The organism is Microbulbifer variabilis (assembly GCF_052468405.1).
This window is the reverse complement of the sequence record NZ_CP174343.1, coordinates 4,015,001-4,041,510: the sequence shown is the minus strand read 5'-3', so window position 1 is coordinate 4,041,510 and position 26,510 is coordinate 4,015,001. Positions and strand designations below refer to the sequence as shown.

31 protein-coding genes (1 of these 31 cut by a window edge) are annotated in these 26,510 nt (G+C 53.0%); 16 read left to right on the top strand and 15 right to left on the bottom strand.

What is annotated here, in order from left to right:
* Positions 1-74: 74 nt before the first annotated feature.
* Complete coding sequence (locus ACJJJB_RS18310; protein WP_020414068.1) at positions 75-374, bottom strand: hypothetical protein; 300 nt, start codon at positions 372-374, stop codon at positions 75-77.
* A gap of 116 nt (positions 375-490) precedes the next feature.
* Between ACJJJB_RS18310 and hisB the strand changes: the two genes are divergently transcribed.
* From hisB to hisF, 4 genes are read left to right on the top strand one after another with little or no spacing between them, the layout of a single operon-like run.
* On the top strand, positions 491-1,078 hold the full coding sequence (gene hisB, locus ACJJJB_RS18305) for an imidazoleglycerol-phosphate dehydratase HisB (protein ID WP_020414069.1): 588 nt from the start codon (positions 491-493) through the stop codon (positions 1,076-1,078).
* Positions 1,078-1,728 (top strand): imidazole glycerol phosphate synthase subunit HisH, encoded by a 651-nt coding sequence (hisH, locus tag ACJJJB_RS18300; protein ID WP_445365278.1) that lies wholly within the window; start codon positions 1,078-1,080, stop codon positions 1,726-1,728. Before hisB ends, hisH begins: the two co-directional genes overlap by 1 nt.
* 52 nt (positions 1,729-1,780) lie before the next feature.
* Positions 1,781-2,512, top strand: coding sequence for a 1-(5-phosphoribosyl)-5-[(5-phosphoribosylamino)methylideneamino]imidazole-4-carboxamide isomerase (gene hisA / locus ACJJJB_RS18295; RefSeq protein WP_026305165.1), 732 nt, complete (start codon positions 1,781-1,783; stop codon positions 2,510-2,512).
* Entirely contained in the window at positions 2,512-3,273 is a 762-nt protein-coding gene (hisF, locus tag ACJJJB_RS18290; RefSeq protein WP_020414072.1) for an imidazole glycerol phosphate synthase subunit HisF, read from the top strand. Before hisA ends, hisF begins: the two co-directional genes overlap by 1 nt.
* An 80-nt stretch (positions 3,274-3,353) precedes the next feature.
* Here hisF and ACJJJB_RS18285 read toward each other — a convergent pair whose 3' ends face one another.
* From ACJJJB_RS18285 to gpmI, 3 genes are all read right to left on the bottom strand, one after another.
* Positions 3,354-4,712, bottom strand: coding sequence for a S41 family peptidase (locus tag ACJJJB_RS18285; protein WP_020414073.1), 1,359 nt, complete (start codon positions 4,710-4,712; stop codon positions 3,354-3,356).
* A gap of 293 nt (positions 4,713-5,005) precedes the next feature.
* A complete protein-coding gene (locus ACJJJB_RS18280; RefSeq protein WP_282952135.1) occupies positions 5,006-6,133 on the bottom strand; it encodes a murein hydrolase activator EnvC family protein in 1,128 nt (375 codons plus the stop codon).
* Positions 6,133-7,680 carry a 2,3-bisphosphoglycerate-independent phosphoglycerate mutase gene (gene gpmI, locus ACJJJB_RS18275; protein ID WP_020414075.1) on the bottom strand — a complete coding sequence of 516 codons (1,548 nt, stop codon included), beginning with the start codon at positions 7,678-7,680 and terminating at the stop codon, positions 6,133-6,135. The genes ACJJJB_RS18280 and gpmI overlap by 1 nt, the downstream gene beginning before the upstream one ends.
* 227 nt (positions 7,681-7,907) lie before the next feature.
* Between gpmI and ACJJJB_RS18270 the strand changes: the two genes are divergently transcribed.
* The 6 genes from ACJJJB_RS18270 to smrA all read left to right on the top strand — a co-directional run bounded on the left by ACJJJB_RS18270 (position 7,908) and on the right by smrA (position 11,312).
* Positions 7,908-8,324, top strand: coding sequence for a rhodanese-like domain-containing protein (locus ACJJJB_RS18270; RefSeq protein WP_445365277.1), 417 nt, complete (start codon positions 7,908-7,910; stop codon positions 8,322-8,324).
* 40 nt (positions 8,325-8,364) lie between these two features.
* Positions 8,365-8,625 carry a glutaredoxin 3 gene (grxC, locus tag ACJJJB_RS18265; protein ID WP_020414077.1) on the top strand — a complete coding sequence of 87 codons (261 nt, stop codon included), beginning with the start codon at positions 8,365-8,367 and terminating at the stop codon, positions 8,623-8,625.
* Between the two features lie 157 nt (positions 8,626-8,782).
* A complete protein-coding gene (secB, locus tag ACJJJB_RS18260; protein ID WP_020414078.1) occupies positions 8,783-9,271 on the top strand; it encodes a protein-export chaperone SecB in 489 nt (162 codons plus the stop codon).
* Positions 9,272-9,393: 122 nt separating this feature from the next.
* A complete protein-coding gene (locus tag ACJJJB_RS18255) occupies positions 9,394-9,846 on the top strand; it encodes an acyl-CoA thioesterase (protein WP_020414079.1) in 453 nt (150 codons plus the stop codon).
* On the top strand, positions 9,839-10,702 hold the full coding sequence (locus ACJJJB_RS18250) for an SDR family oxidoreductase (RefSeq protein WP_020414080.1): 864 nt from the start codon (positions 9,839-9,841) through the stop codon (positions 10,700-10,702). The genes ACJJJB_RS18255 and ACJJJB_RS18250 overlap by 8 nt, the downstream gene beginning before the upstream one ends.
* Positions 10,703-10,721: 19 nt before the next feature.
* Complete coding sequence (gene smrA, locus ACJJJB_RS18245; protein WP_020414081.1) at positions 10,722-11,312, top strand: DNA endonuclease SmrA; 591 nt, start codon at positions 10,722-10,724, stop codon at positions 11,310-11,312.
* A gap of 167 nt (positions 11,313-11,479) precedes the next feature.
* Here smrA and ACJJJB_RS18240 read toward each other — a convergent pair whose 3' ends face one another.
* Together ACJJJB_RS18240 and ACJJJB_RS18235 are read right to left on the bottom strand one after the other, a co-directional pair.
* Positions 11,480-12,058: an META domain-containing protein gene (locus ACJJJB_RS18240; protein WP_026305167.1), complete on the bottom strand. Its 579-nt coding sequence runs from the start codon at positions 12,056-12,058 to the stop codon at positions 11,480-11,482.
* On the bottom strand, positions 12,045-12,518 hold the full coding sequence (locus tag ACJJJB_RS18235) for an META domain-containing protein (RefSeq protein WP_020414083.1): 474 nt from the start codon (positions 12,516-12,518) through the stop codon (positions 12,045-12,047). The genes ACJJJB_RS18240 and ACJJJB_RS18235 overlap by 14 nt, the downstream gene beginning before the upstream one ends.
* A gap of 170 nt (positions 12,519-12,688) precedes the next feature.
* Between ACJJJB_RS18235 and pyk the strand changes: the two genes are divergently transcribed.
* Complete coding sequence (pyk, locus tag ACJJJB_RS18230) at positions 12,689-14,125, top strand: pyruvate kinase (RefSeq protein ID WP_445365276.1); 1,437 nt, start codon at positions 12,689-12,691, stop codon at positions 14,123-14,125.
* 63 nt (positions 14,126-14,188) lie between these two features.
* Here pyk and ACJJJB_RS18225 read toward each other — a convergent pair whose 3' ends face one another.
* The 6 genes from ACJJJB_RS18225 to hutC all read right to left on the bottom strand — a co-directional run bounded on the left by ACJJJB_RS18225 (position 14,189) and on the right by hutC (position 20,043).
* The gene (locus ACJJJB_RS18225; protein ID WP_020414085.1) at positions 14,189-14,365 is read right to left on the bottom strand and encodes a hypothetical protein; all 177 of its coding nucleotides are present in this window, start codon (positions 14,363-14,365) and stop codon (positions 14,189-14,191) included.
* 303 nt (positions 14,366-14,668) lie between these two features.
* The gene (locus ACJJJB_RS18220) at positions 14,669-15,169 is read right to left on the bottom strand and encodes a hypothetical protein (RefSeq protein ID WP_353375918.1); all 501 of its coding nucleotides are present in this window, start codon (positions 15,167-15,169) and stop codon (positions 14,669-14,671) included.
* 100 nt (positions 15,170-15,269) lie between these two features.
* The gene (locus ACJJJB_RS18215; protein ID WP_020414087.1) at positions 15,270-15,608 is read right to left on the bottom strand and encodes a hypothetical protein; all 339 of its coding nucleotides are present in this window, start codon (positions 15,606-15,608) and stop codon (positions 15,270-15,272) included.
* Positions 15,609-15,904: 296 nt separating this feature from the next.
* Positions 15,905-17,455 carry a histidine ammonia-lyase gene (gene hutH, locus ACJJJB_RS18210; RefSeq protein WP_020414088.1) on the bottom strand — a complete coding sequence of 517 codons (1,551 nt, stop codon included), beginning with the start codon at positions 17,453-17,455 and terminating at the stop codon, positions 15,905-15,907.
* Positions 17,456-17,566: 111 nt separating this feature from the next.
* Positions 17,567-19,243 (bottom strand): urocanate hydratase, encoded by a 1,677-nt coding sequence (gene hutU, locus ACJJJB_RS18205; RefSeq protein ID WP_444945975.1) that lies wholly within the window; start codon positions 19,241-19,243, stop codon positions 17,567-17,569.
* An 89-nt stretch (positions 19,244-19,332) separates the two neighbouring features.
* On the bottom strand, positions 19,333-20,043 hold the full coding sequence (hutC, locus tag ACJJJB_RS18200; protein ID WP_026305168.1) for a histidine utilization transcriptional repressor HutC: 711 nt from the start codon (positions 20,041-20,043) through the stop codon (positions 19,333-19,335).
* A gap of 190 nt (positions 20,044-20,233) precedes the next feature.
* On the opposite strand from hutC, the gene hutI reads away from it, so the two are divergent.
* From hutI to ACJJJB_RS18180, 4 genes are all read left to right on the top strand, one after another.
* Complete coding sequence (hutI, locus tag ACJJJB_RS18195) at positions 20,234-21,463, top strand: imidazolonepropionase (protein ID WP_444945976.1); 1,230 nt, start codon at positions 20,234-20,236, stop codon at positions 21,461-21,463.
* Positions 21,447-22,409, top strand: coding sequence for a formimidoylglutamase (gene hutG / locus ACJJJB_RS18190; RefSeq protein WP_020414093.1), 963 nt, complete (start codon positions 21,447-21,449; stop codon positions 22,407-22,409). The genes hutI and hutG overlap by 17 nt, the downstream gene beginning before the upstream one ends.
* A 148-nt stretch (positions 22,410-22,557) precedes the next feature.
* On the top strand, positions 22,558-23,442 hold the full coding sequence (locus tag ACJJJB_RS18185; RefSeq protein WP_444945977.1) for a LysR family transcriptional regulator: 885 nt from the start codon (positions 22,558-22,560) through the stop codon (positions 23,440-23,442).
* Positions 23,443-23,548: 106 nt separating this feature from the next.
* Positions 23,549-23,950 carry a RidA family protein gene (locus ACJJJB_RS18180; protein ID WP_445365275.1) on the top strand — a complete coding sequence of 134 codons (402 nt, stop codon included), beginning with the start codon at positions 23,549-23,551 and terminating at the stop codon, positions 23,948-23,950.
* A 49-nt stretch (positions 23,951-23,999) separates the two neighbouring features.
* Here the strand turns inward: ACJJJB_RS18180 and ACJJJB_RS18175 are convergent, their stop codons facing one another.
* From ACJJJB_RS18175 to ACJJJB_RS18165, 3 genes are all read right to left on the bottom strand, one after another.
* Entirely contained in the window at positions 24,000-25,019 is a 1,020-nt protein-coding gene (locus ACJJJB_RS18175) for an alpha/beta hydrolase (RefSeq protein ID WP_020414096.1), read from the bottom strand.
* 37 nt (positions 25,020-25,056) lie between these two features.
* Positions 25,057-25,479 (bottom strand): organic hydroperoxide resistance protein, encoded by a 423-nt coding sequence (locus ACJJJB_RS18170; RefSeq protein ID WP_020414097.1) that lies wholly within the window; start codon positions 25,477-25,479, stop codon positions 25,057-25,059.
* 185 nt (positions 25,480-25,664) lie between these two features.
* The gene (locus ACJJJB_RS18165) at positions 25,665-26,105 is read right to left on the bottom strand and encodes a MarR family winged helix-turn-helix transcriptional regulator (protein ID WP_282952151.1); all 441 of its coding nucleotides are present in this window, start codon (positions 26,103-26,105) and stop codon (positions 25,665-25,667) included.
* Positions 26,106-26,282: 177 nt separating this feature from the next.
* Between ACJJJB_RS18165 and ACJJJB_RS18160 the strand changes: the two genes are divergently transcribed.
* Positions 26,283-26,510: the 5' end (the start) of an RNA polymerase sigma factor gene (locus tag ACJJJB_RS18160; protein WP_445365274.1), read on the top strand. 276 nt of this gene lie beyond the right edge of the window; the window shows 228 of its 504 coding nt (coding positions 1-228); the start codon lies at positions 26,283-26,285; the stop codon falls past the right edge of the window.

Below are 26,510 nucleotides of genomic sequence, written 5' to 3'. Positions count from 1 at the left end.
TTCCTGTCACAGGCGGACAATGCCATACGCGCTCCAGCGTGGGCATTCACTAAAAAATTATCGGTTCTTGGGTATTAACTGAGTGACAGGGGGAAGGGAGGGGCGCGCGCACTCTGGCGCTCTGGCTGGCAATTGTGGGCTGTTGGCGCAGAGGGCCGTTCGTAGTGACTTTGGGGCTCAGCCTGTACGAGCAATGGCTCGCTGCCGAGTGCTGCAGGTGAATGCATACAGCACAGGTCACACATCTCCACCTGGGTGTTGCCCAGGTGGAAGTGCTCCGCCCACAGCGGCTGAGCTGCTACTACGGCGAGTAACAGAAACAGGCTGGCCCAGTAATGGGATTTTCGGCGCTTTAGAGTAACCATACCGCGCATGATATGTAGTTGTGATTATGAATCAAGTTTCATCTGACACTAGCGGACCACAGGGGGTGTCATTCATCCTATAATTTGCGCCCTCTGTCTTATCGTGCAAATAAGGATCGCTTTCGATGCGTACAGCTAGCGTCACTCGTGACACCTTGGAAACCAAGATTCAAGTCAGCGTTAATCTGGATGGCCAGGGCCATGGCCAGTTCGCGACTGGGGTTCCCTTCCTTGAGCATATGCTTGATCAAATTGCCCGCCACGGCATGATCGACATGGACATTAGCTGCGACGGCGATATTCATATTGACGACCACCATACGGTGGAAGATATCGGCATTACCCTCGGCAAGGCCATTACCCAAGCATTGGGAGACAAGAAGGGCATGACCCGGTATGGCCATAGCTATGTGCCTTTGGATGAGGCCCTCTCCAGGGTGGTGATTGATTTCTCAGGGCGCCCAGGCCTGGTGATGGAAGTGCCTTTTACTCAAAAGCGTATCGGCAATTTCGATACCGAACTGTTTTTTGAATTCTTCCAGGGCTTCGTCAATCATGCCCTGGTGACGGTGCATATCGATTGCCTGCGCGGCCATAACGCCCACCACCAGGTAGAGACGGTATTCAAAGCCTTCGGCCGCGCCCTGCGTATGGCACTAACCCCGGACCCGCGTATGGCCGGCACCATGCCCTCCACCAAAGGAGTCTTGTGATGGGTAAGGTCGCAGTACTCGATTACGGTATGGGCAACCTGCACTCGGTTGCCAGCGCTTTGAATAAAGTGGCTCCGGAGGTCGAGGTTGTGTTGGCGCAAACTCCTCAGCAGGCTGAGGGCGCAGAACGCATATTAGTCCCTGGAGTCGGCGCCATTCGCGATTGCATGGCAGGGTTTGTTGAAGCGGGCTTTGCTCCGCTACTCAAAGATGCTATCGCCGCCGATATCCCGATACTGGGAATCTGCGTGGGTATGCAAATTATGATGCGCTACAGCGAGGAGAATAACGGTGTCGACTGTCTGGGTATCTTCCCACAGCCAGTGAAATTTTTTGGCAGTGACCTGCCGGTGGTACAGGATGGCGAGCGACTGAAAGTGCCGCATATGGGCTGGAACACCGTGCAACAGACACGCAAACACCCCCTGTGGGCAGGCATAGCTGATCGCAGCCGCTTTTATTTCGTGCACAGCTACTATGTGCCGGCTGGGGATAATACTGTACTCGCCGGGCACACTGAGTATGGCGTACCTCTGGCGGCTGCAGTAGCACAAGAGAATATCTTTGCTACCCAGTTCCACCCGGAAAAGAGTGCCGATACTGGCCTGCAACTACTAAAGAATTTTGTCAGCTGGAATGGCCGGGCCTGAGGCTTGCCATATTTTCCTGACTCCAATAACTACTGCCGACGAAAGACAGAGCATGATTGTAATTCCCGCTATCGACCTCAAGGACGGCCAATGCGTGCGCCTGCGCCAGGGTGAAATGGACGACGCCACCGTATTTTCCGATGATCCCCTAGCCACTGCCCAGCATTGGGTAAACGAGGGAGCCAGGCGCCTGCACCTGGTGGACCTGAACGGAGCCTTTGCCGGCAACCCTGTAAATGGTGAGGCCGTTACTGCCATCGCCAGGCAGTTTCCCGATCTGCCGGTGCAGATCGGCGGTGGTATCCGGGATTTACATACTATCGAACGCTACCTGGATGCCGGTGTTACCTGGGCCATTATTGGCACCGCTGCGGTGAAAGATCCCAAGTTGGTAGAGGAAGCCTGTCGTGAGTTCGAAGGACATATTATTGTCGGGCTCGATGCCAAAGATGGGCTGGTAGCTACCGAGGGCTGGGCTGAGGTATCTGAGCTGAAAGCTACAGAACTGGCCAAGCGTTTCGCTGATTGTGGCGTCAGCTCGATCGTGTACACAGATATTGCCCGCGACGGCATGATGCAGGGCGTCAATCTCGAGGCCACTCTGGAGATGGCGCGCGCGGTACAGGTGCCGATTATCGCTTCCGGTGGTGTCAGCAGTATTGAGGATATCGAACAATTGTTGGATACCGGCGAGATATATGGTGCGATTACCGGCCGGGCAATTTACGAAGACAAGTTGAATCTGCGCGCTGCGCAGCAGCTTTGCGATCAACGGAAGAAATAATGGCTCTGGCGAAACGTATTATCCCATGTCTAGATGTCGATGCCGGCCGCGTAGTGAAAGGCGTGAACTTCGTCGATATCCGCGATGCCGGTGACCCGGTGGAAATTGCCCGCCGCTATAACGAGGCGGGTGCCGATGAGGTGACTTTCCTAGATATCACGGCTACCCATGAGCAGCGAGATACCATCCTGCATATAGTGGAAAAAATGGCCCATGAGGTTTTTATTCCACTTACCGTCGGCGGTGGCGTTCGCACCTTGCAGGATATCCGCAATCTGCTCAACGCTGGTGCGGACAAGACGGCGATTAACTCTGCTGCGGTGAAGAACCCTGAGTTTGTGCGCGAGGCGGCAGAACGCTTTGGCAGTCAGTGCATCGTAGTGGCTATTGATGCCAAGCAGGTGGGAGAGAACCGCTGGGAAATCTTTACCCACGGTGGGCGTCAGCCGACCGGCATTGATGCAGTGGCCTGGGCGCGACAGATGGCGGAGTATGGTGCTGGAGAAATACTGCTCACCAGTATGGATCGTGATGGAACCAAGAATGGCTTTGACCTGGCTCTGACTCGTGCCGTGACTGAGGCAGTGCCGGTTCCAGTGATTGCTTCGGGGGGTGTCGGCAACCTTCAGCATTTGGCGGAAGGCGTATTGCAGGGTGGTGCCGATGCGGTGTTGGCTGCCAGTATCTTCCATTTTGGTGAGTACAGCATCGCCGAGGCCAAGGCGTATATGCAGGAAGCTGGGATAGAGATGCGCCTGTAGCCAGGTATATCGCGGGAAAATTCAGAGTTTAAATCGGGGCTATGCGCTGGCGGCGGGCCGGGAGGCCCGCCGCGCGCCAGTTACAGCTTTTCGTCTGTGCGGGCGAAGCGTTCGCGCAGACCCCTGTCCCTGTGAGCGTAGAGATTCAGCCCTTTGAGCACATTGAGTGCTTCGAAGATCTGGTTGTCACGATCCAGCCAGTTATCCCGCTCTTCCTGCTCCCGCGCGCGATCCTCAGAGGTGCGATCGGCACCGCCGTTGCCGTTATTCAGGTGTCCGGCAAGGTCGGCTTCAGTGGGGCGCTTGGAATTTTCCAGGCGGGTGATCTTTACCCTTTCCACCACAATATCCGGAGTGATGCCCTGGGCCTGGATCGAGCGTCCATTGGGGGTGTAATAAAGTGCAGTGGTGAGTTTGATTGCGCGCTCGTTAGTGATGGGAATCACTGTTTGCACTGAGCCTTTGCCAAAGCTATCGGTCCCCATTACTACGGCGCGGCGGTGGTCCTGCAGAGCTCCGGCGACAATTTCCGCTGCCGAGGCAGAGCCGGCATTGATCAGCACTACTAGTGGAGCACCTTCTGTCAGGTCTCCGGGTTCGGCAGAGTAGCTCAGATTGGAGGATTCATTACGGCCCTCGGTATAGACGACCAGCCCTTCTTCCAGGAAAGCATCCACTACTTCAACCGAAGATTGCAGGACACCACCTGGATTGTTGCGCAGATCGATAATCAGGCCTTTGAGAGGGCCCTTTTTCTGCAGCTTGATTAACTCTTTCGCCACATCGGTGCCGGTATCCAGCTGGAACTGACTGATACGTAAATAGCCGTAGCCTTCATCGAGTACTTTACTGCGCACACTGCGCACACGCACGGTGTCGCGTTTGAGGGTGACATCGAAAGGTTCTTTGTGGCCTTTGCGGGCGATAGTCAGGGTGACACTGCTGCCTTTGGGGCCACGCATCCATTCCACCGCCTCATCCAGGCTGACACCCTTCATGGATTTACCCGCAAGGCGCAATATGACATCCCCGGCCTTTAAGCCCGCGCGCGAGGCAGGAGTATCGTCCATCGGTGTCACCACGGTAATGTGGTCATCCGCAATACCAACCTCGATACCCAGGCCGGCAAATTCGCCGGTGGTATTGGCTTGCAGGTCATCGAAGGAGCGGCGGTCGAGGTAGGAAGAATGAGGGTCGAGGCCCTGCAGCATACCTTTGATGGCATATTCAAGCAGGGTACGATCGTCTACTTCCTCGACATATCCCTGGCGGATTTGCTCGAATACTTTGGCAAAGCTGCGTAAGTCTTCTAGAGGTAGGCGCCCGGCGGCCTCGGCGATGACATCGGGTTGCTTGCCTCCTTCGCTAAGCCCCATCAAAGGCAGGGTTGCGAGGGTGGCCGCGCCGAGAAAGGTGGTCAGCGCCTTGGGTATGAACATGTTGTTGTGACCTCTGCCTTATTTCTTCGCTGCTTTGCGAAAGTGTAGACCGCAGAGATTGGCAGGGATTCTAAGATGACGCCAATTTCTACGATGTCATAGGCTTAGTCGCGATAAAACGAACTGTCTTACAGGTGGGCTGAGTAGCTGGTGGCGGGGTCTTTGGACTTCCTGGCCTAGCGGTTTGTTAGGCAAGGACACTCGATAGAAGAAAGTGCACTTGAAACCTTATTCATCACAGCAATTGTTGTGAAATGGCGACAAAAGATTGGGCCTCTGCCGCCGATAGCTTATCAGGATCGGCACCAAGCAGTTGGATCTTTCGCCTTACCGCGATGGCGGATCTCAAAATAGACACCGCTCTGAGTAAGCCCGCCAGTATTGCCCACGCGCGCGATTGTTTCACCGCTCTCCACCCACTCGCCAATATTGCGGGTAAGGGATTGGTTGTGTGCATAGAGGCTCATATAGCCGTCACCGTGATCGAGAATCACCAGCATGCCGTGGCCGCGCAGGTAGTCAGAAAATACCACTCGCCCGCGGTGTATAGCACGCACAGGCTCTCCTTCGGCTGCGCGGATAGTTACACCCTTCCAGGTGATGCCATTGGTGCGGCGCTGTCCATAGGCGTTGGCGCGGCGCCCCTTTACCGGCCACTGCATCTTGCCTCGCTGGCGAGCAAAGGGCTTTTGCTCCCCAGGATTCACGAGAGAGGCGATGGCGCGACCAACTTCATCAATCAATTTTTGCAAGCGTGAGCGATCGCCCTGCAATTGCTTAAGCTCGCCACTGCCATCAGCGAGTTTCGCAGCCAGCTTGTCCAGGGTGCGTTTGCGATTCTTCTGGGCACTGCGCAACTTACTCTGGCGCTCCTGTAGCTGTTCCCGTTCTCCCTGCAGAACTAGCTGCTCACGCTCAATAGAACTGCTGACGGTCTCTAGTGAGGCGAGGGTTTCCAGGTAGCTGTCAATGGTGTGGCTGCGTTCTTGGAGGAAGTAATCGTGATAGCGGAGTTGGCGAGCGATGTTCTGGGGATCTTGTTGGTTGAGCAGGAGCTTGATCTGTTCTTGTCGGCCTAGTCGGTAAGCGGCGGCGATCTCCTGTTCGACCCGCCGCTGCATACTTCGTCGCGCCTCCTGCAGCTGCTTCTGTTCCCGCTGCAGTTCACGCAACTTGTCCGAGCGGCTGCGCATATCTTTTTTAATCTGGTCTATCCGCCGGTGAAGCCCTGAGATGTCCTTCTCGTTCTCTTCCAGATCCTTGAGCAGCTGGTCGCGCTGCCCGCGCACCTGGTTAAGTTCCAGTTGCAGGGATTCGATGCGCTGCTTGATTTCCGCGAGGCGTGCCTGCTGGTCCGCTTCTGCCTGGCTCCAGGCGGGCAGTGACAGCAGGGCAATCAGGAAGAGTACGAGAGTTTTCATCAGTCCATTTTTACCAAACTGTGGCCGGTCATCTCTGCCGGCTGTGGCAGATCCATCAACGCTAACATGGTTGGAGCCACGTCCGCCAGACTGCCTCCGTCACACATTTGTACATTGCGTTCACCGATGTAGACAAATGGTACCGGCAGGGTGGAGTGCTGGGTGCTGACCTGGCCGGAGTTGGCGTCGAACATTTCTTCTACATTGCCGTGGTCAGCAGTAATCAGTACTTCGCCGCCGGCGGCCAGGGCAGCATCTACGACACGTTCCACACATTGGTCCAGGGCTTCCACGGCTTTTACAGCGGCTTCGAATACCCCTGTGTGGCCGACCATGTCGCCATTGGCGTAGTTACAGATAATGGCGTCATATGCGCCGCTCTCAATCGCCGCCACCAGCTTGTCGGTGACTTTCGGCGCGTTCATTTCCGGTTGTAGGTCGTAAGTAGCTACGTCGGGGGACTTGATCAGTTCGCGGGTTTCACCGCTGTAGGGCTCTTCGCGACCGCCGCTGAAGAAGAAAGTAACGTGGGCGTATTTTTCAGTCTCGGCAATGCGCAGCTGGGTCTTGCCCTGGGTCGACAGATATTCACCGAGGGAATTCACCAGATTTTCCGGTGGGAAGGCACAGCTGGCGTGGATATCCGCAGCGTATTCGGTGGTCATCACAAAGTCCGCCAGTTCTGGTTTGGCTTTGCGCTTGAAGCCGCTAAAGTCCGTTTCGGTGAAGGCGCGAGTCAGCTGGCGCGCGCGATCTGGGCGGAAATTCATAAAGATAAGAGCGTCGCCATTCTGGATGGGAGCGGGCTCGCCGATAATTGTCGGGGCAACGAATTCATCACTTTCACCGCGCTCATAAGCGGCGGCCAATCCGGCCAGGGCGTCAGACGCTTTGTACTCTGAGGTACCGAGGGTGAGCATGTCGTAGACAGATTCGGTGCGCTCCCAGCGTTGATCGCGGTCCATGGCAAAGTAGCGGCCGGCAAGGGTAGCCATATGAGCATTGCCTATGGAATCACATACCTGCATCAGCCGTGCGATAGAGGGCTCGGCGCTGCGCGGCGGCGTGTCACGACCATCCAGGAAAGCGTGTACATAAATGGCGCGGGCACCGCGCTGCGCAGCCAGGGTCACCATAGCGACGATGTGGTCTTCATGGCTGTGCACACCGCCTTCAGACAGTAACCCCATAATGTGCACCGCACCGTTATTGGCGATGGCTTTGTCCACAGCCGCTGTATAGGCAGTGTTGCGGAAGAAGTCGCCATCCTGAATTGCTTTGTTGATCCGGGTGAAGTTCTGATACACCACTCGGCCGGCACCCAGGGTCATGTGTCCCACTTCAGAATTACCCATTTGTCCATCGGGTAGGCCCACTGCCATACCGGAGGTCTGGATCAGGGTTTTTGGGCGGCTGGCCCAGATGTTGTCCCAAACCGGGGAGTTTGCGGCGTGAACCGCATTGTGCTCGGGATTGTCGCTGTGGCCGAAGCCGTCCAGAATCAGCAGGACCAAGGGGCGTTTGTGCGGGGCTTGCGGAGCGGCCATAGCGACGGGATTCCTCTATTGGATGGTTTAAATTGCGGACGCGGATTTTAACCTGTTCGGCCATCATTTAACCATGTCGATTAGCCAGGGCGCAGCCTCGCAAAGGTGGTGTAAGCACGGCGGAGGTACCATTTTGCTGGTTAGAAATTCGCCACAATCGTGTATACTCCCGCCAGCTTTGGCGCAGCAGCGCCGTAACGATAACCACTAAGGATTTTGGGGGCGGAGTGGATTTTTTCGTCTTTTTGAGTGAGCAATGGCTGCTGGTTGGCCTGCTCGTGGCATTGCTCTATGCGCTGGTTCTGAGCGAGCGCTATAAGGCCGGTGTACCGGTATCCATGCATGAAGTTACCCGGCTGATTAACAGCGATGGGGCCAAGGTGCTGGATGTGCGCGATCGCAGTGAATTCACTGACGGGCATATCGTCGATGCCCTGCAAATCCCCCACGGGGACGTGGCTGAGCGCATTGCTGAGCTGGAGCCTTTTAAAGATAAGGTCATTATTGTCGCGGACAAAATGGGTCAGCACGCAGGGCCTGTAGGGCGTATGTTGAAACAAAAAGGCTTCCAGGTGCGCCGCCTGCAGGGTGGCATGAGTGAGTGGAGCAACCAGAACCTGCCATTGGTCAAGGGAAAGAGTTAGATCGGTAGCTTGTTTTGATAGCATTTGGCGGAGTTTTGTTATGCAGGATGTAGTCATCTACACCACCCGTTTCTGTCCCTACTGTATTCGTGCCAAGCAACTACTCGACAGCAAGGGCGTGAGCTATCGCGAGATCGCGGTGGATAATAAACCGGAACTGCGTGCGCAGATGGCGGCTAAAGCGGGGCGCCGCTCAGTGCCGCAGATTTGGGTTGGCGATGTTCATGTGGGAGGTTGCGACGATTTGATGGCGCAGGAGCGCGCTGGCAAGTTGGATAAGTTACTGAAATCCACTGGTTGAAAAAGGTTGTCGCCGTGGGCCACATGCGGCGGCAGGTTTTTGCTATTTATCCGTACCGGGCCTTGAAACGGTATTTTCAGGCCCCAATCTGAAGACTCATACAGGGAGTCTTTCTCACGGAAGGCATCAATAAACTTTATAAAGAACAGGCTGTAACATGGCTGAAGAATTAAACGGCGCGGCAAACGCAGAGGCTCCACAAGTACAATTCGCGATGCAGCGTATCTACCTGAAGGACCTCTCCTTCGAGACTCCCATGGGTGTCGAGGTTTTCAAGAAACAGTGGAAGCCCCAGGTTAACCAGGAGCTGAACACCAAGACCGCCAAGGTTGATGAAGACCTGTATGAGGTTGCGCTCACTCTGACTATCACTGTGAAGCTGGAAGAAGACACCGCCTTCCTGGTGGAAGTAAAACAAGCCGGCCTGTTTGGCATTAAAGGCCTGGAAGGTCAGCAGCTGGCCCAGGCACTGAATACTGCCTGCCCGCAAATCCTGTTCCCCTACGCCCGCGAAGTGATCGACAACGCTGTAGTTAAAGGTTCTTTCCCGGCCCTGATGCTGCCGCCGGTTAACTTTGATGCGCTGTTCGCCCAGGCGCTGGATCAGGCCCAGAAGCAGGCCGAAGGTGCACAAGCTGACGCATAATCACACGTCACTTGTCAAAAAGGTCCCTGAGGGGGCCTTTTTTTATACCTGTAACTTGCCCTCTGGGCGAGTGATGGAATTTCTCTTCCCATAAGAACCTAAAGAATTGCTGGGAGTTGCTTATGCAGTGGGATTTACCGACACCCTTTACGCGCAGAGTGACCGTAGGTACACACCATGTAGATGGCCTGCGCCATGCCAACAATGCGGAATATGTGCACTGGTGTGAAGCTACAGCCTGGGCTCACAGTGCTGAATTGGGATTAGATGTCACGAATTACCAGGATCTCGACCGGGGAATGGCCATTCGCCACGGAGAGTATGACTATATACTGGCGGCGAGAGAGGGGGATGAACTGGTATTTGGCACCTGGCTGACAGAAGTGGATGGGCGCCTGAATATGACCCGCCGCTTTCAAGTCTTTCGCGCCGCCGATGGGGCACTGGTATTGCGGGCCCAGTGGCGGATGGTGTGCATCGAGCTGTCCAGTGGTAGGCCGAAACGTATGCCGGCGATCTTCAAGGAAATTTACAGTCCGGCAGTTATTGCCCCGGAGGCTGAGGAATATGAGTGAAGAGTTTGTAACCCTGACAGAGAATACAGGGGCACTTAAGGACAAGACCATTTTTATCACCGGCGCCAGCCGAGGTATTGGTCGTGCTATAGCGCTGAAGTGCGCAGCGGACGGCGCAAACATTGTGATTGCTGCCAAGTCGGCAGAACCACATCCAAAGCTGCCCGGCACCATCTTCTCGGTCGCCCAGGAGGTTGAGGGCTCTGGTGGCAAGGCCTTGGCCCTGCAGGTGGATGTGCGTGATGAGCAGCGGGTTCAGGACGCGATGGCTCAGGCTGCAGACAGGTTTGGGGGTATCGACGCGGTGATCAATAATGCCGGCGCGATCAACCTGACCAATGTAGAGTCCACCCCGCCCAAGCGCTACGACCTGATGCAGAACATCAACAGTCGCGCAGTGTATCTGACGGCTCACTTGGCAATCCCCTACCTTAAGAAGTCTGACAACGCCCATATTCTCAGCTTGTGCCCCCCGCTGAATTTACAGCCCAAGTGGTTGGGGCCCTTTGCCCCCTATGCCCTTTCCAAATTCGGTATGACCATCTTGAGTTTGGGGTTGGCTGAAGAGCTGCGTGAGGCGGGAGTTAGCGTGAATACTTTATGGCCGCGTACGTTGGTGGCTACTGCGGCAATCGAATTTGCGGTGGGCAACCGCGAGATGTTTGAACAGAGCCGCAAACCGGCGATCATGGCGGATGCTGCTTACGAAATACTGGCGACTGAGAAAGGTACTCTTACTGGACGCCAGTTAATCGATGAAGAGCTTCTGGTGGAGCGCGGTGTAAAGGACTTCACCGACTATGCTCACAACCCGTCCAATGCGGGGGAATTAACTAAGGATTTATTTCTAGACTGACGCTGGCAGGGGGTATTTCGTGAGCAGCGACAGCAAGTTATTTAAAGACGCCCTCGGTGAACTGGGGGGGGTTAAACCACTGGTGCAGGAGCGCCGGGTGACATTGCGCAAGGAAGGTGAAACACCTGAGCAAATCCTGCGTGAGCGCCGCGCTGCGGCCACTCGCAAGACTGAGCGCGAAATGAATCCCCTCTCCGGCGAGTATGTTGAGCTGGTGGCACCCTGGGACCCTATTGAGTTTAAGCGGGATGGGGTGCAAAACGGGGTATTCCGCAATTTGCGTCTGGGTAAGTACACAGTGGATGCTCGCCTGGATTTGCATCGCCACTCTGTGGAGATGGCGCGTAGTATCGTCGTGGAATTTGTGCGGGATTGCGTGGAGGCGGACGTACGCTGTGCCCTGATCACTCATGGAAAAGGGGAGGGACGTAAGCAGCCGGCGCTTTTGAAAAGCTGTATTAATCACTGGTTGCCGCAACTGGATGAGGTTCTAGCTTTCCACAGTGCGCAGAAGCAACATGGTGGTATGGGTGCGACCTATTTGTTACTACGCAAGAGTGAGCGCAAGCGGCAGGAAAACCTGGAGAGGCACCAGCGTCGCCGTTTGTAGGTGCGCAGTGGTCATGTTTTTGTCACTTTTTGAAAGTATGATGCGCGGCATAGAGGCTTTCTTAAGCGAATGCGCATCTGACTCATCTTTTTGATTCTTCTTGATTGTAATATTGGCGACTCTTTGGGTCGCCTTTTTTATGCTTGTAACCTTTGTGTAGAGTGATCTTAGCGCATGATTTCATCAACCCGATTAAATTCGAGCCGGGTATTGCTGTCGCGACTACTCATAATCAATTTGTCCCCAACGACTTCGAGGAGTCGGGCTTTGCGCAGTGCCTTCAGGTAGTCGGCCTCCAGCTCATCACTGGGATGGGCCCGGCCTTTACGTGAGATGGCCGGGACTGTTGACCAGGACAGAGCACCGTTGCTCTCCAGGGAAAAGCGTCCCAGGTAGGGGTTTACACCGCCGCTTCCGCGTACAAAACCAAAGCGGTCACAGGTGAAAAAAGGTCTTTCGCGCCAAAATTTCCGCCATATGAGTAGGTACTCATAGGTATGTTCGCCATCTTTCAGACTGGACAGAACCCACTCGTGATTACAGGCAGACCAGGCTGAATGTCGGAGAGGCTGGGGTTCACTGGGGGCGTCAAAGGACATACACCCGGAAAGAAGCAGGGCGAGCAGGCTTGGAATCATAAGCTGCAAGCGTAAGTGATCTCGCGGCATGATGTCGTTCTCGTAAGTATTGCGACATTTAATCGTAAAAACTACCAGCGGTCTGTGGTGGCGTTCAAGGTCCTGCACGGACATATTCAATATATATATCACCGGAAGCATCGCGCAGGATCAGGCGTTTTCCCCGGGATTTGGTAAAAGCTTGGCGGGTGCCGGAGAGCGCCCGCAGGTAAGTATGTTCCTGTTGCAGCAGCTGGGGTGGACCGCCCATTTTGGTAGATACAAAGCTGGAGGTGTCCCACAACATCTGGCCGTTGGCCGTAATTTGTAATTCCCCACGATAGGTATTGATGCCGCTGCGGCCCATTACATTGCCATCGGGGTTGCACAGGAATGTGAAGTTTTCCGGTTTTTGTACCGGGATAGCGGCCCCGTTAACTCGCAGGCGCACCAACTGCCACTTTTTACCGCATACACTCTGCGGGTTCCCCGCATTTTGTATGACTCTTGCTTCCTCCGAACCGGTTGCCAGGCATCCGCCAATTACCAGCAGGGCTCCCAGTAGCCAAATTTGCACCAACCTGCTCATTGGCGAATAACTCCCTTATTCCGATTTTCGTTTTCCCGCTTTGTCCAATATATCCAGCCGGAATCTGCCTCATATATAAGCCTAGTAATTGCCTGCGATAGGGAGTCGACAGGAGTGACAAGCTATGCTTCCACTGAGATGGGGGTAGGGATTTGCGGATAAATACAGACATGATCAGACGCACGAAAATTGTCGCCACACTCGGTCCCGCGAGTGACCAGAGCGATACCCTCTGCCAGTTGATTGAGGAGGGAGTCAATATGGTACGCCTCAATTTTTCCCATGGTGTTTCCGCAGATCACCGCCGCCGGGCCGAACAGGTTCGTGCTGAGGCGGCGCGGCAGGGGTGTCATGTTGCGATTCTCGGTGATTTGCAGGGACCTAAAATTCGGGTGGGCAAATTTGGCGATGGTCGAGTTTTACTGGAGAGCGGTTCGGAATTTGTCCTCGACCCCAACCGAGCGGATGCGGGTGGCGATGCCAATGGGGTATCGGTGGATTATCCCCAGTTAGCACAGGATTGTGTCCTCGGCGATTGTCTCTTATTGGACGATGGTCGCCTCAGTTTGCGAGTAAAAAAAATCGAAGGTACTGAAGTTATTACCGAAGTGGAGTCAGGGGGCTGGCTTTCGGATCGCAAAGGGATTAATAAACAAGGTGGAGGACTCACAGCCCCGGCCTTGACTGAAAAAGACCTGCGGGATATTCAGGTAGCCGCGGAGTTGCAACTGGATTACCTGGCTGTTTCCTTTCCCCGTGAGGCTCAGGATATTCACCGGGCGCGGGAACTCCTGCAACAGGCTGGCGGCACTTCCCAAATCATCGCCAAAATAGAGCGTGCTGAAGCGGTTTCCAGTGATGCGCATTTGGAAAAATTAATCCTGGCAAGCGACGCAATAATGGTGGCACGCGGTGACTTGGCGGTAGAGATTGGCGATGCGGAGTTAATGGGGGTACAAAAACACCTGATTAAATTTGCGCGCTACCTGAATCGCACAGTAATCACCGCTACTCAAATGATGGAGTCGATGATTTCCAACCCAGTGCCGACAAGGGCCGAAGTGTGTGATGTTGCCAATGCTGTCCTGGATGGTACTGATGCGGTAATGCTCTCGGCGGAAACTGCCAGCGGTCGTTACCCGGTGGAGACAGTGCGGCATATGGCTGAGGTGATTATTGGGGCGGAAAAACACCGTGCTACCCAGAGGCCCTCAGATATTTTACGTGGTAATTATCCGGCTGGTGATGCTTGTATTGCTGTGGCTGCTATTACCATTGCGAATCATTGCAGGGATATCAAGGCGATTATCTGCCAGACCGAAACCGGAAATACTGCTCTACTGATGTCACGGGTCCGTTCGGTAATCCCCATTTATGCCTTTTGTCGACACCGCCGTATCTGTAACCGTGTGGCGCTTTACCGGGGCGTCGATCCGGTATTGATGGCAGTTGCGGGCATGGATGGACCCTCCAGGGACCAAAAGGCAATAGGCCACCTGAAGCAGAGGAAGCTGTTAATGCCAGGAGATTTTGTTTTGGTTTCGCGAGGCTATCAACAGGATATTGGTGGTCACACAGATACCCTGCGGGTTGTTCGCGTTGAGTAAAGCTCATCTTACTCAACTGTAAATTTCAAATTTAAATAAAAATCGGAGTATTTAAATCTATTTTTAGCCGGAGCGGCTACAACGCACCAGGGTTTTAGTTTCCAATTCCTGCTCTACACAGTGAAATTTTTGCCCGTTCAAGGACAATGACTTGGGGCTTCCCTTGGGCGCGGTTGTCGAACAACCGGCAACTCCTGTTGCCAGGGCCACGGTAAGCAGAAGCAGTAGTAATTTCTGCACCGCAGTTACCTCTTGACTTGCAATGAGTTGCACAAGCTTGTGATGTGTCTTTTCTCAGATTAGAGGGAATAAATGTCAAAGTGAGGAAATAAGCGACATTTTGTAAATTGTGGCGACACTTATCGCAAGTGATGAGGTGAAGATAGCTTGTCGAAACTTTCAATTTCTAGAGCATTGGTTTTTTGAGGCCCAGATTTCAGGGTTGTGTTCACTTTAAAGACCAATGTCTGTCCCGCTTTTTAAGTGCCCCACCGGGACTTGGAAAAATCCCGATGGGGTAAAAATTTTTATAACAGCGGATGATTAGCGTCTCCCGCGGTAATGCCCTCCACGAACGCGATGATACCCGCGATGCCCTCTGTAACCGCGATGTCCTCTATACCCGCGATGGCTACGATACACTCGGTGGCCGCGATATCCGCCATGGTAGGCGCGAACACGCAGGTAGGATGGTCTGGGAGAGTAGAAGCGGTTGTAGTAAGGCAGCCCACGATAGTAGTACCTCGCACGATAGCGAGGATTTCCGCGGAGCGCGGGGGAGCGGTAATAGGAGTAGGCTCCGCCATAGTAGTAGCCGTAGCGCGGTGTTGCCCGGTAGTACTGGTAAACCGGCGTTCGGTAGGAGACATAAATATTACTTGAAGGGTAGTAGTTGGGGGTGGCGTAAGGGTATACGTAAGAGGAGGTATAGGCGATTCCCCCCCCACTGTAATAGCCACCATAACCTCCGGTTGTACAGGCCCCTAAGGTGAGGCCCACACATACCGTGGCGGCGATAATCACCGACTTCACAGCTCTATTCATAGTGCTTTCTCCGGTAAGTGGAATTTCCCCCCGGAGAGGCCGTGCCCACAGGGGGCAAGCCCCTTGTGTGTGCCAATCTGGCGAACACTAAATTTCGGGATTAGTAGGGCCTGGCGCGGAAGCGTGGGTCGGGAGGATCAAGCACCTGAAAGCCTCTGTTCACTACTGCCGGTGGTCTCAGGCGGTAGAAATTGCCGTCCCAGTAGAAATTACAATGCTGCACGTTGTGACAAGTGCCATCGGGGTGGCAGTGGGCATAGCGACCACGCAGGTTGTAATAGGTCTTACTGTAATAAGGGCTGTATCCGTAATAACTGGCTGAACAATCGTAACTCCCACATGGGTAGCCGGAACCACTGCAAGCAGAGAGGGAAGCTCCCGCTGCGATTGCCAGTGCAAAGCCAGAGCCACAGAGCAGCCTTCTGGACAGCGATTTCATCAAGACCTCCACGCCTTTTGGCGGGTAAAACGTCTAATAATCAGCCTAGCACTTTTGTCGCAAAAATCATCATGAAGTAAAAAAAATGTTCTAGTAGGGGATTGGCGGGCAAATTGGTAATGAGATGAGACGAATGGAAAGTCCCACTTCTGAGAGGCGGTTGTCTGGAGCAAAAACGGTAAGGTGGGGAGGGGGGTAAAACCACTAAATATTCACAAAATACCGGGATGGAATATCGCCGATATTTTGTGAGAAAGGCTCCTGCCAGCCTTGCTGGTTGCGGGAGCTAAATCAAATTATTTGGCGCTCGGCAGTACTAACGGGCTTACAGCATCGAGGTAAGCGCCGCTGCTTAGTAGCTGTTTAGCATCTTCAATATCCGGAGCAAAGTAACGGTCTTTATCATAGAAAGGCACTCGCTCGCGCAGTTTTGTCTTCGCCGATTCCAGTTTTTCTGTGGACTTTAATGGAGCGCGAAAATCCAACCCCTGGCAAGCTGCGAGTAATTCCACAGCCAAAATACCACAGGTATTGTCGGCCATTTCCCGCAGGCGGCGGCCGGCAAAAGTCGCCATGGAAACGTGGTCTTCCTGGTTTGCGGAAGTGGGCAGGGAGTCCACGCTGGCAGGATGTGCCATGGATTTATTTTCACTGGCCAATGCGGCAGAAGTAACCTGGGCGATCATAAAGCCAGAGTTTACTCCGCCATTTTCCACCAGGAACGGGGGCAGGCCGGACAGGTTGCTGTCGATCAGCAGGGCCATACGGCGTTCGGATAGCGAGCCGATTTCTGCCAGTGCCAACGCCAGGTTATCGGCGACCATGGCCACTGGTTCCGCGTGAAAATTACCGCCGGAAATAATGTCAGAGTTATCCGGGTTTTTCTCGTCGGTAAATACCAGTGGGTTGTCGGAAACACCATTTGCTTCGGCCAGCAGCACTTCAGCGGCAAAGCGCATTTGTTGCAGACAGGCGCCCATTACCTGGGGCTGGCAGCGCAAGGAATAGGGATCTTGTACTTTCTCGCAAAACTGATGTGAATCACCGATCTGGCTATTTTCACCGAGCAGGTCGCGGTAAACGGCGGCGACATCCCGCTGTGCCTGTTGGCCACGGGCGTTGTGGATACGGTCGTCGAAGGGACGGCGTGAGCCCTTGGCGGCTTCCAGTGTCATGGCACCGGTAACCAGTGCGCCGGCGAATAAATCCTCGCTGGCGAACAGGCCGAGCAGAGCAAAGGCGGTGGAAGCCTGGGTACCGTTTAGCAGGGCGAGGCCCTCTTTGGGAGCCAGGGTGATAGGCTCCAGGCCTGCGGCTTTCAGGCCCTCATGGGCATGCTTGCGTACGCCTTTAATAAATACTTCACCTTCGCCCAGCAGTACCACACTCATATGGGCCAGCGGTGCCAAGTCACCTGAAGCACCTACAGAGCCCTTTTCGGGAATTGCAGGGTAAACGCCTGCATTAACCAGTTGTATCAGTGCTTCAATAACCTGAGGGCGCACGCCGGAAAAACCGCGGGCCAGGGAGTTGATTTTCAGTACCATCAGCAAGCGTACGGTAGCTTCGCTCATAAAGTTGCCGGTGCCGGCGGCATGGCTCAGTACAATAGCGCGTTGTAGGTTTTCCAGGTCGTGCTTTTCAATGCGAGTGTTGGCGAGTAGGCCAAAACCGGTATTGATACCGTATACCGTGCGGCCTTCGGTAATTACCTGGGCAACGGTGTGGGCAGAAGCTTCGATAGCGGGGTAGGCACTTTTTGCCAGGGACAGCTGCACCGACTCGCGAGCTACGCGGCGCAGTTGCGCAAGGCTTAACTGGCCGGGATCGATTTCCAATTGATACATAAATTAATTCACCAAAAAATATTTACTGCACTGGCGCCGGTAGTCCAGCCCGAAAAAATTATTCGAGCCGTAAGAGATTTCTACCGGCAGTATTTTTATTGCGGTAAAAAATCAGTCCTTCAGCATGGGCAGGTCGAGGCCCTGTTCTTTTGCACATTTTTTCGCGACTTCATAGCCGGCATCAGCGTGGCGCATTACGCCGGTGGCAGGGTCATTCCAGAGAACACGCTCGATACGCTTGCGCGCAGCTTCGGTGCCGTCACAGACAATCACCACACCTGAATGTTGGGAGAAGCCCATGCCGACACCACCACCGTGGTGCAGGGATACCCAGGTGGCACCGGAGGCGGTATTCAATAGGGCGTTTAGCAACGGCCAGTCGGAGACAGCATCGGAGCCATCCATCATGGCCTCTGTCTCGCGATTAGGGCTGGCCACTGAGCCGCTGTCTAGGTGATCGCGGCCGATAACCACTGGTGCTTCCAATTCGCCATTGGCGACCATTTCGTTAAATGCCAGAGCCAAGCGCGCACGATCTTTCAGGCCAACCCAACAGATACGTGCGGGCAGTCCCTGGAAATGAATGCGCTCACGGGCCATATCAAGCCAGTTATGCAGCTGCGGATTGTCGGGGATCAACTCTTTAACTTTGGCATCGGTCTTGTAGATATCTTCCGGGTTGCCGGACAGGGCCGCCCAGCGGAAAGGGCCTACACCTTCACAGAACAGCGGGCGAATATAGGCGGGTACAAATCCGGGGAAGTCGAAGGCATTTTCCACACCCTCTTCGAGGGCCATCTGGCGAATATTGTTGCCGTAGTCGAGGGTGGCGGCGCCGCGCTTTTGCAGCTCCAGCATGGCTTCCACCTGGATAGCCATGGATTGCTTGGCCGCTTTTACCACCGCGGCCTCGTCTTTTTTCCGCATTTCTGCAGCGTATTCCATGGTCCAGCCTTTAGGCAGGTAACCATTTAAAGGGTCGTGTGCGGAAGTTTGGTCGGTAACTGAATCTGGCAGAATATTGCGCTGCACAATTTCCGGGAAAATATCGGCTGCGTTGCCCAGCAGGCCAACCGAAATGGCTTCGCCTCTTTCCATGGCCTCTTCAATCATTTGCAGCGCTTCGTCGAGACTGGTGGCTTTCCTGTCTACATAGCCAGTGCGCAAACGGAAATCGATACGGGTTTCATCGCACTCCACCGCGATCATGCAGAAGCCTGCCATAGTGGCTGCCAGGGGCTGGGCGCCACCCATGCCGCCGAGGCCGCCGGTGAGAATCCATTTGCCTTTTGCTTCTCCGTTAAAATGTTTGCGTGCCACTGCTGCAAAGGTTTCATAGGTTCCCTGTACGATGCCTTGGGAGCCGATATAGATCCAGGAGCCGGCGGTCATCTGGCCATACATGGCCAGGCCTTTTTTATCCAGCTCGTTGAAGTGTTCCCAGTTGGCCCAGTGGGGAACCAGGTTGGAGTTGGCAATTAATACTCGCGGCGCATCGGCATGGGTTTTAAATACACCTACTGGCTTGCCAGACTGTACCAGCAGGGTCTCATCACCTTCCAGGCGCGTTAGCACTTCGACAATCTTGTCGTAGCACTCCCAGTCGCGTGCTGCGCGGCCGATACCACCATAAACCACCAGATCTTCCGGGCGCTCTGCAACTTCTGCATCCAGATTGTTCATTAACATGCGCAGGGGAGCTTCGGTAAGCCAGCTTTTAGCATTGAGCTTGGTGCCGTGAGGAGCGCGGATTTTACGACTTGGGTCGTGACGTTTATCGGTGGACATGGATTCCTCGCAAAATGAATTAGTTAAATTTCATGCGCCCTTATTGCTGGCTATTTGGCCAGTCGGCGATTTTTTTGATAAAGCAGTGTCTAGAATCTCAGTTGTGCACCCAGACGGTAGCGATTGCCCGGGTGTACTAAGCGCGCAAAGCTCACGGTGCCGGCGCTGCTCTTGGTGCGTCTCCATACCTGCAGGCATGCATCGCCGGTAGCTATTTCCAATGCGTAGGCAATGGATGCTTCTGCGGCGATCGCTTCAACAGTGGTATCCGCCTCGGTTAAAGGTGCAACCCTGGAAAGATAGGCGTTGGGCGTAGTGTGGGCGAAATCCTGCTGCAGGTATTCCGGGGCTAATGCAGGATTGGTGAAGCGCTCCTCCCATTGAATGGGCAGGCTGTTATCACAGTGCACAATAATGGAGTGAAAAACTTTGGCCTGTTCGGGCACTTCCAGGGCGCGCGCCACTTCAGCGCTGGCCATACACTGCTGTGCCAGCAAAATGCGGTTGCTGTAGCTGTGTCCGCGTGCCGAAATCTCATCGGCAATATTGCGCACTTCTAATAGGGAACTGGCAGGCACCGGCTCAGCAACAAAAGTGCCAAGCCCTTGGGAGCGCATCAGTACCCTTTCGTCGGTCAGTTCGCTCAGGGCGCGCCTGGCTGTCATACGACTGACACCAAACTCTTGCGCCAGCTGGTTCTCCGAGGGCACCTGGAAGTGGACGGGCCAAGCGCCAATTTCAATTTGTTGGCGGATATGGCGCTTAATCATCGCGTAGCGTGGCTCGCTTGCAGTATTCATAGACTCAGGTACAGTGTAATGAATGCTTGTATATGGTTGTATATACAATAGGTGTTTCTGGCTACTATGGTGGCCAAAATGATGACTGTCAAGCCGGGGCTATGGTCTGTATCCTGAGTGCTTCGGTTTTGCCTGGCAGCTCAGCCGGGCATCTATGGTTTAAGAAGGAAAAGCGCGCCGCTAGAAGCTTATGACAGAACGCTGTGACCTACTGATTACGAATGTGAATGCCGCCACCATGGACCCCTCGATAGTGGGTGCATACGGTGCTGTGGAGGATGCTGCTGTAGCGGTAACCGGCGGCAAGATTGTCTGGTTGGGACCACGCCGGGAATTACCTGACTGCACCCCGGACGAGGTTATTGATGGTGAGGGCCAGTGGTTGACCCCAGGGCTAATCGACTGCCATACCCACCTTGTTTATGGCGGTCATCGGGCCGGGGAGTTTGCCCGCCGCCTGGGGGGAGAGAGCTATGAAGAAGTGGCCCGCTCCGGTGGTGGCATTATTTCTACAGTGCGCGCCACCCGTGCAGCCAGTGCCGAGCAGTTATATCGACTATCTGAACCGCGCCTTCATGCATTGATGTCCGAAGGGGTTACTACGGTAGAAATCAAATCCGGTTATGGCCTCGACCTGGATACCGAGCTAAAGCAACTGCGAACCGCCCGCCGCCTGGCCCAACATAATCCGGTAAATATAGTGACCAGCTGCCTGGCAGCTCATGCCCTGCCACCGGAATACGATGGTCGCCCTGATGAATATATTGACCTGATTTGTGAGCAGATACTACCAGCGGTGGCGCGAGAGCAGCTGGCAGATGCTGTAGATATGTTTTGCGAGACTATCGGTTTCTCCGTGGACCAATGCCAGCGGGTAATTGATGCTGCAAAGAAACTCGATTTACCTGTAAAGGTACATGCTGAACAGTTGGCTCGTACCGGCGCAACGGCTATGGCTGCCAAGGCTGGCGCATTATCCGTGGATCATATTGAATACATCAGCGATGCCGATGCACTGGCTATGGCTGAAAGCGGTACCGTGGCGGTATTGTTACCAGGTGCTTTTTATACCCTGCATGAGACCCAGGTCCCACCAGTTGAAAAGTTGCGTGGGGCGGGAGTGTGCATGGCTCTGTCCACTGACCTCAACCCCGGCAGCTGTCCGATCGCCTCTTTGCGTTTGATGATGAATATGGGTTGTAACTTATTTGGTCTAACTCCTGCCGAAGCACTTGCCGGTGTGACCCGATCAGCGGCGCGAGCGTTGGGACTTTGTTGCTCTCGCGGCGTGCTGCGTCCGGGGCTACGCGCTGATATGGTTTTGTGGCCGATGGATACCCCAGACCTGCTGGCTTATGAAGTGGGTGCGCTGAAGCCCGCGCAAATTTTTCTCGGAGGTAGAGATGTTACAGCTGGCTGATATGCACCTGTGGAGTGGTCGCACTGATAGCGAAGATGGTCGCGCCGGTGAGCGTTGGCATCAACGGGTTACACCATTACAGCTGGATAATCCTCCTGGGATCGCCATTCTCGGTTTTGCCTCCGATGAGGGTGTTCGCCGTAATAAAGGGCGTATCGGTGCCGCCAAAGGCCCACGTATCCTGCGCCTGGCAATGGCTAACCTGCCTGCCACTTTTGAATTGCCTCTCTATGATGCAGGCAATGTTCGTGTTGAGCGTGAGGACTTGGAGTCTGGTCAGGCACTACTGGGGGCGCGGATAAATGAGTTATTAGGTAATGGTCATTTCCCGTTAGTTTTGGGTGGTGGTCATGAGATTGCTTTTGGCAGCTATCAAGGTATCGCCCGCTGGATGCGTGAACAACAGCGGGACAAAACCCTGGGGGTTATTAATTTTGATGCGCATCTGGACCTGCGTATCCCCTCGCCAAAGGGGTCATCGGGTACGCCGTTTTACCAGATTGCTGAACAGTGCCAGATCAATGGTCGCCCTTTTAATTATCTGTGTGTCGGTGCGGCTGATAACGCCAATACACCAGCGCTGTATAACCGGGCAGGTGAGCTGGGTGCTGAGGTAATCCGCGATCGGGAAATCAGTAGCTGGAATCTGGATAAGGTAAAGGGGCAAATTCGCGCGTTTACCGATAGAGTAGATTTTGTCTATCTCACTGTGTGTCTGGATGTTCTGCCTGCTGCAGTGATGCCTGCTGTAAGTGCCCCCTCTGGCCGGGGGGTGTCACTTGATTTGTTGGAAGTGTTACTTGATACCGTGATCGATTCCAAGAAAGTTTGCCTTGCTGATATGGCTGAGTTTAATCCTTATTTCGATATTGAAGATCATGCTGCTCGCACTGCCGCCCGGCTAGGATTTCAAATTGTTAACCGCATGGCTGCTCTAAGGTGCTAGGGCCTGCCGTAATGAGAGAGCTCACTGGATAGTTACAATTTGCCTACAGGTGCTCTTAAAGTAGAAATTGAATTTATAAGACAGAGCTGGAATTTTTCATAAACTCCTAACAATTTATTCCAACTAGGATGTGCCTAGAACCGTTTATATGATTAAGAGTCTGGAAATCTCGCACCTCAAATTACTGGATACGTTGTTTAAGTATAGAAACTTATCCCTGGTTGCCGAAAATTTAGATATTTCACAGCAGGCTGTGAGCCTACAGTTAAAGAAAATTCGAACAATACTCGGCGATGCTCTGTTCGTGCGCTCGGGGCACGGCATGGTACCAACCAGCTATGCAAAGTTGATTGAACCAAAAATCTGTGAAATTCTAATATTGCTTAATGAGATGCCGGCGCCGGACTCAATCGACTTCACCAAATCAGAAAGAACGCTGGTTATATCTGCAACGGATTATGCACAAACTCTTGTCACTGGCGAGTTAGTTGCTGATCTCAGAGAGTATGCGCCTAAAATAAAAGTAATCATTAAAAATATTGAAAGTACGACACTTACTCAAAAAATGCATCAGGGGGAGATTGACCTTGCCTTCACCTCTGAAGGGTACGTTCCGAGTGGATTGATTGCCCGACCTCTGGCTACAGAAAGATACCTATGTATATCTTCAAATAGGGAAATTAGCTTTGAAAACTATCTACCTATAAGAAAACTAATGGACTACGACTTTGTCGTCACATCACCTGGAGTGGGCAGTTTTCTCGGTTCTGCTGATGGATGGCTTGAAAAGCAAGGTTTAAAAAGAAATGTTGCAATTTCTACACCTTCATTTTTTATAACAAAGGAATATCTGAAGAAGACCAATATGGTGGGTTTTATACCTTCACGCCTATTACCTTGTGAAGGACTATATGAAATACCCCTTGATAAATATCCTCCTGGTTATGAAATCGTCGCAGCGTTTCACCCCTCTGCTGAAAGTGACCCACTGATCAGTTGGGTTCTGGAAAAAGCCGTTAATTATTTGAGCTAACCAATAGTAGATTGCTTGTATCCGTAACAAGCCTGGCTCAATAGATTTGATAAGTCCATAGTCATAGTATTGCTCTGTACTTTTTTCGGGTTACAGAGTTTTATTTATGAATATTTTAAATATCAATCCTGAATCACTATATGATGGTGCGCTCTTTGGCCTGTCTCAAGGTAAAGTGGACGTTATCAGTGGCCTTATATTTATCTCCGGTCAGGTGGATTGGAATACCGACTATGAAGTGGTTAATAAAGATATTGAAGCCCAAGCAGAAAGTGCATTTGAAAATCTATTAGCGGTGTTAACTGAGGGAGATTCGTCAGTGAATAATCTGCTGCAGCTGCGTGTTTATATCAGAGGGGAGCTCAGTGAGCATATGCCTAAGATTGTACCGATACTGACAAAATATTTGGGCACAGCCCGTCCGGCGATCACTGGGATCGGTGTTGCATCATTGGCGTCACCGGATACTTTGGTCGAAATAGAAGCTTTAGCGCGTATATCATCTTAAGATCATAAAAAGTAGCCTCTTTGGGAGGCTACTTTTATCTGTTCCGGCCTTATTTTAGATGGTCCCTTAATTGAGCACCGGCCTGATCCAAAGAATCCTGTACTGCAGGGATATCACTCAACACATTCAACAGACCGTAGTCGTGAATCATGCCATTGTAGCGGACAGCAGTGACAGTTACGCCTGCTTCATTCAGCTTTCGGGCATAGGCCTCTCCTTCATCCCGAAGTACATCCATTTCTGCAGTTTGAACCATTGCGGGTGGTAACCCGCGTAACTGCTGAATGCTGGCACGCAGGGGCGATGCATAAATTTCAGCGCGTTGCTTCGGGTCAGTCGTGTAGCTATCCCAGAACCACTCCATCATATTTTTAGTCAGGAAGTGATCTGTAGCGAACGCCTCGTAAGACTGATTATTAAAGTTCGCATCCGTAACTGGCCATAACAATAGCTGGAATCGGAGCTTCGGAGTTCCCTTGTTTTTAGCCATTAAGGAAACGACGGCTGCCATATTACCACCTACGCTATTGCCAGCTACCGCAAGACGTGATCCATCAACTCCGATTTCCTTGCCATGATCTGCTACCCACTGAGTCGCCGCATAAGCTTGATGAATAGCAGTTGGATATTTTGCTTCCGGGGAGGGCGAGTAATCAACATAAACTGCTGCAGCGCCTGATCGGTTTACCAGATCACGAATCAGGCGTTCATGCGTGGGGTAATCACCCAGAACCCATCCGCCACCATGGAAATACATAAACACAGGTAGCTCGCCCTTGATGTTTTTGGGTTTAACCACGGTTAAGCGAATTTTCTCACCATTCACATGAATAATTCTATGAGAGACATCTGCCGGTGGGAGTGTTGCGCCCTGCTGTGCACCTACAAGAACAGCGCGGGCATCTCTTGGAGACATTTGCTCAATGGGCTTGCCACCACCTTGGGCCAGTGCATTAAGGAATTTCTGCGTATTTTGCTCCACACCAGGAGAAATGGCGGCGAAAGCTGAGATACCACCAATAGTAAAGAGAAGAGGGACCGCAAGCTTTGCAATACTAAGCTTTGTCATTACTAACACCTTCTGAAGAGTTCGCTACTGCAACTTGTCAAACAGATATATGCAGGCGCACATCGACGTTGCCGCGGGTTGCATTGGAGTAAGGGCAAACTTCTTCGTGAGCTGTGTTTGCAATTTTTTCAGCTGTAGCCTGATCGAGCCCGGGAATATTGATATAGAGGTCAATATCCAGGCCAAATCCATTGCCTTGTGGGCCGATACCAACTTCCGCACGCACAGTAGTCTCATCGGATACGTTTACCTTTTGCTTGCCGGCAACGAATTTGATCGCACCAATAAAGCAGGCTGAGTAGCCGGCTGCAAACAGTTGCTCCGGGTTGGTCCCTTCGCCGCCAGAGCCGCCTAATTCCTTCGGCATGGACAGTTTTACGCTCAGGTGGCCATCGGAAGATTTGGCTTGGCCTTCACGGCCTCCGTTGGCAGTAGCTACGGCTTTATATAGGGTTTGCATAATCGTCTCCTCATGAATTTGTCATAAAAATCGGGGGTAGTGCCCTTGGGGCCGTGAGTGGCATACCTGAGGCACAAATAAATGTTATTGCGATAACTATTATTGCGATAATTACTTTTGCCTATCAGGGCAATAGGTACTGCTAAGGTAGACGAAGTAAGGGGCCCCTGACGGGCCGAAGGGGTTTATGGGTTTAGGCTTTGGCGCAATACTTCAATCTGCTCTCTAAGCACCTTGGCAGATTGGCGGGTAAGGCCGCAAGCCAGTAAGACCTTCTCTGGGATCGACTCGGCCTCTTTTTGCATAGACTTGCCGCTGGTTGTCAGCTCAATAAATACCCTGCGTTCATCCCCAGGGTCGCGGTGACGGCTGATAAGTTTGAGGTTCTCCAGGCGCTTGATTACTGGAGTTAGGGCACCCTTGTCCTGCCCAAGGCGCTGACTCAGTTCCGTAGCGGTGATTTGATCTCCTTCCCAAAGAACCAGCATCAATAAGTATTGCGGATAGGTAATCCCCAGTTTTTCAAGCAGGGGTTTATACATCTTGCCCATCGCAAGAGATGCTGAATAGAGGCTAAAGCAGAGCTGGTTATCGAGTTTCTGGTCTTTGTTAATAGATTTCGCCATAGGCGCACCCTAGTTGCTGGTGGCAATGTTGTGCCAGTGTAGCGCAATAGAGTAGCTAATAGCCCTATCCATTATTCCGGAAATAGTGATAGAGGTAAGCCCAAAAAATATTGAAAACATTTTGTAAGGTTTTTGATGCCGCCGGTACAGTATCTTACATAGATGATGGAGTAGCCGGTGGAATCGCGGGATCAATTATTTCAACAAGCAATAGAGGAATATGCTGAAGGTATTTCTCGGGTGGTACATAGTTATGTACATTCCAGGGCTGAGCATGATGATCTACTACAGGAGATCTGGCTGGGGTTATGGCGAGCTCTGCCCGCATTCCGGGGGGATGCCAGCCTTAAGACGTTTGTATATCGCATTGCGCAGAATCGCTGTGTAACAGAGATAGCCAGGCGA

Excerpts from the sequence above, each read along its gene's own strand:
- ACJJJB_RS18310 (WP_020414068.1), bottom strand. The coding sequence starts at position 374 with ATGCGCGGTATGGTTACTCTAAAGCGCCGAAAATCCCATTACTGGGCC.
- hisB (WP_020414069.1), top strand. The coding sequence starts at position 491 with ATGCGTACAGCTAGCGTCACTCGTGACACCTTGGAAACCAAGATTCAA.
- hisH (WP_445365278.1), top strand. The coding sequence starts at position 1,078 with ATGGGTAAGGTCGCAGTACTCGATTACGGTATGGGCAACCTGCACTCG.
- hisA (WP_026305165.1), top strand. The coding sequence starts at position 1,781 with ATGATTGTAATTCCCGCTATCGACCTCAAGGACGGCCAATGCGTGCGC.
- hisF (WP_020414072.1), top strand. The coding sequence starts at position 2,512 with ATGGCTCTGGCGAAACGTATTATCCCATGTCTAGATGTCGATGCCGGC.
- ACJJJB_RS18285 (WP_020414073.1), bottom strand. The coding sequence starts at position 4,712 with ATGTTCATACCCAAGGCGCTGACCACCTTTCTCGGCGCGGCCACCCTC.
- ACJJJB_RS18280 (WP_282952135.1), bottom strand. The coding sequence starts at position 6,133 with ATGAAAACTCTCGTACTCTTCCTGATTGCCCTGCTGTCACTGCCCGCC.
- gpmI (WP_020414075.1), bottom strand. The coding sequence starts at position 7,680 with ATGGCCGCTCCGCAAGCCCCGCACAAACGCCCCTTGGTCCTGCTGATT.
- grxC (WP_020414077.1), top strand. The coding sequence starts at position 8,365 with ATGCAGGATGTAGTCATCTACACCACCCGTTTCTGTCCCTACTGTATT.
- secB (WP_020414078.1), top strand. The coding sequence starts at position 8,783 with ATGGCTGAAGAATTAAACGGCGCGGCAAACGCAGAGGCTCCACAAGTA.
- ACJJJB_RS18255 (WP_020414079.1), top strand. The coding sequence starts at position 9,394 with ATGCAGTGGGATTTACCGACACCCTTTACGCGCAGAGTGACCGTAGGT.
- ACJJJB_RS18250 (WP_020414080.1), top strand. The coding sequence starts at position 9,839 with ATGAGTGAAGAGTTTGTAACCCTGACAGAGAATACAGGGGCACTTAAG.
- ACJJJB_RS18235 (WP_020414083.1), bottom strand. The coding sequence starts at position 12,518 with ATGAGCAGGTTGGTGCAAATTTGGCTACTGGGAGCCCTGCTGGTAATT.
- pyk (WP_445365276.1), top strand. The coding sequence starts at position 12,689 with ATGATCAGACGCACGAAAATTGTCGCCACACTCGGTCCCGCGAGTGAC.
- ACJJJB_RS18220 (WP_353375918.1), bottom strand. The coding sequence starts at position 15,169 with ATGAATAGAGCTGTGAAGTCGGTGATTATCGCCGCCACGGTATGTGTG.
- ACJJJB_RS18215 (WP_020414087.1), bottom strand. The coding sequence starts at position 15,608 with ATGAAATCGCTGTCCAGAAGGCTGCTCTGTGGCTCTGGCTTTGCACTG.
- hutH (WP_020414088.1), bottom strand. The coding sequence starts at position 17,455 with ATGTATCAATTGGAAATCGATCCCGGCCAGTTAAGCCTTGCGCAACTG.
- hutU (WP_444945975.1), bottom strand. The coding sequence starts at position 19,243 with ATGTCCACCGATAAACGTCACGACCCAAGTCGTAAAATCCGCGCTCCT.
- hutC (WP_026305168.1), bottom strand. The coding sequence starts at position 20,043 with ATGAATACTGCAAGCGAGCCACGCTACGCGATGATTAAGCGCCATATC.
- hutI (WP_444945976.1), top strand. The coding sequence starts at position 20,234 with ATGACAGAACGCTGTGACCTACTGATTACGAATGTGAATGCCGCCACC.
- hutG (WP_020414093.1), top strand. The coding sequence starts at position 21,447 with ATGTTACAGCTGGCTGATATGCACCTGTGGAGTGGTCGCACTGATAGC.
- ACJJJB_RS18185 (WP_444945977.1), top strand. The coding sequence starts at position 22,558 with ATGATTAAGAGTCTGGAAATCTCGCACCTCAAATTACTGGATACGTTG.
- ACJJJB_RS18180 (WP_445365275.1), top strand. The coding sequence starts at position 23,549 with ATGAATATTTTAAATATCAATCCTGAATCACTATATGATGGTGCGCTC.
- ACJJJB_RS18175 (WP_020414096.1), bottom strand. The coding sequence starts at position 25,019 with ATGACAAAGCTTAGTATTGCAAAGCTTGCGGTCCCTCTTCTCTTTACT.
- ACJJJB_RS18170 (WP_020414097.1), bottom strand. The coding sequence starts at position 25,479 with ATGCAAACCCTATATAAAGCCGTAGCTACTGCCAACGGAGGCCGTGAA.
- ACJJJB_RS18165 (WP_282952151.1), bottom strand. The coding sequence starts at position 26,105 with ATGGCGAAATCTATTAACAAAGACCAGAAACTCGATAACCAGCTCTGC.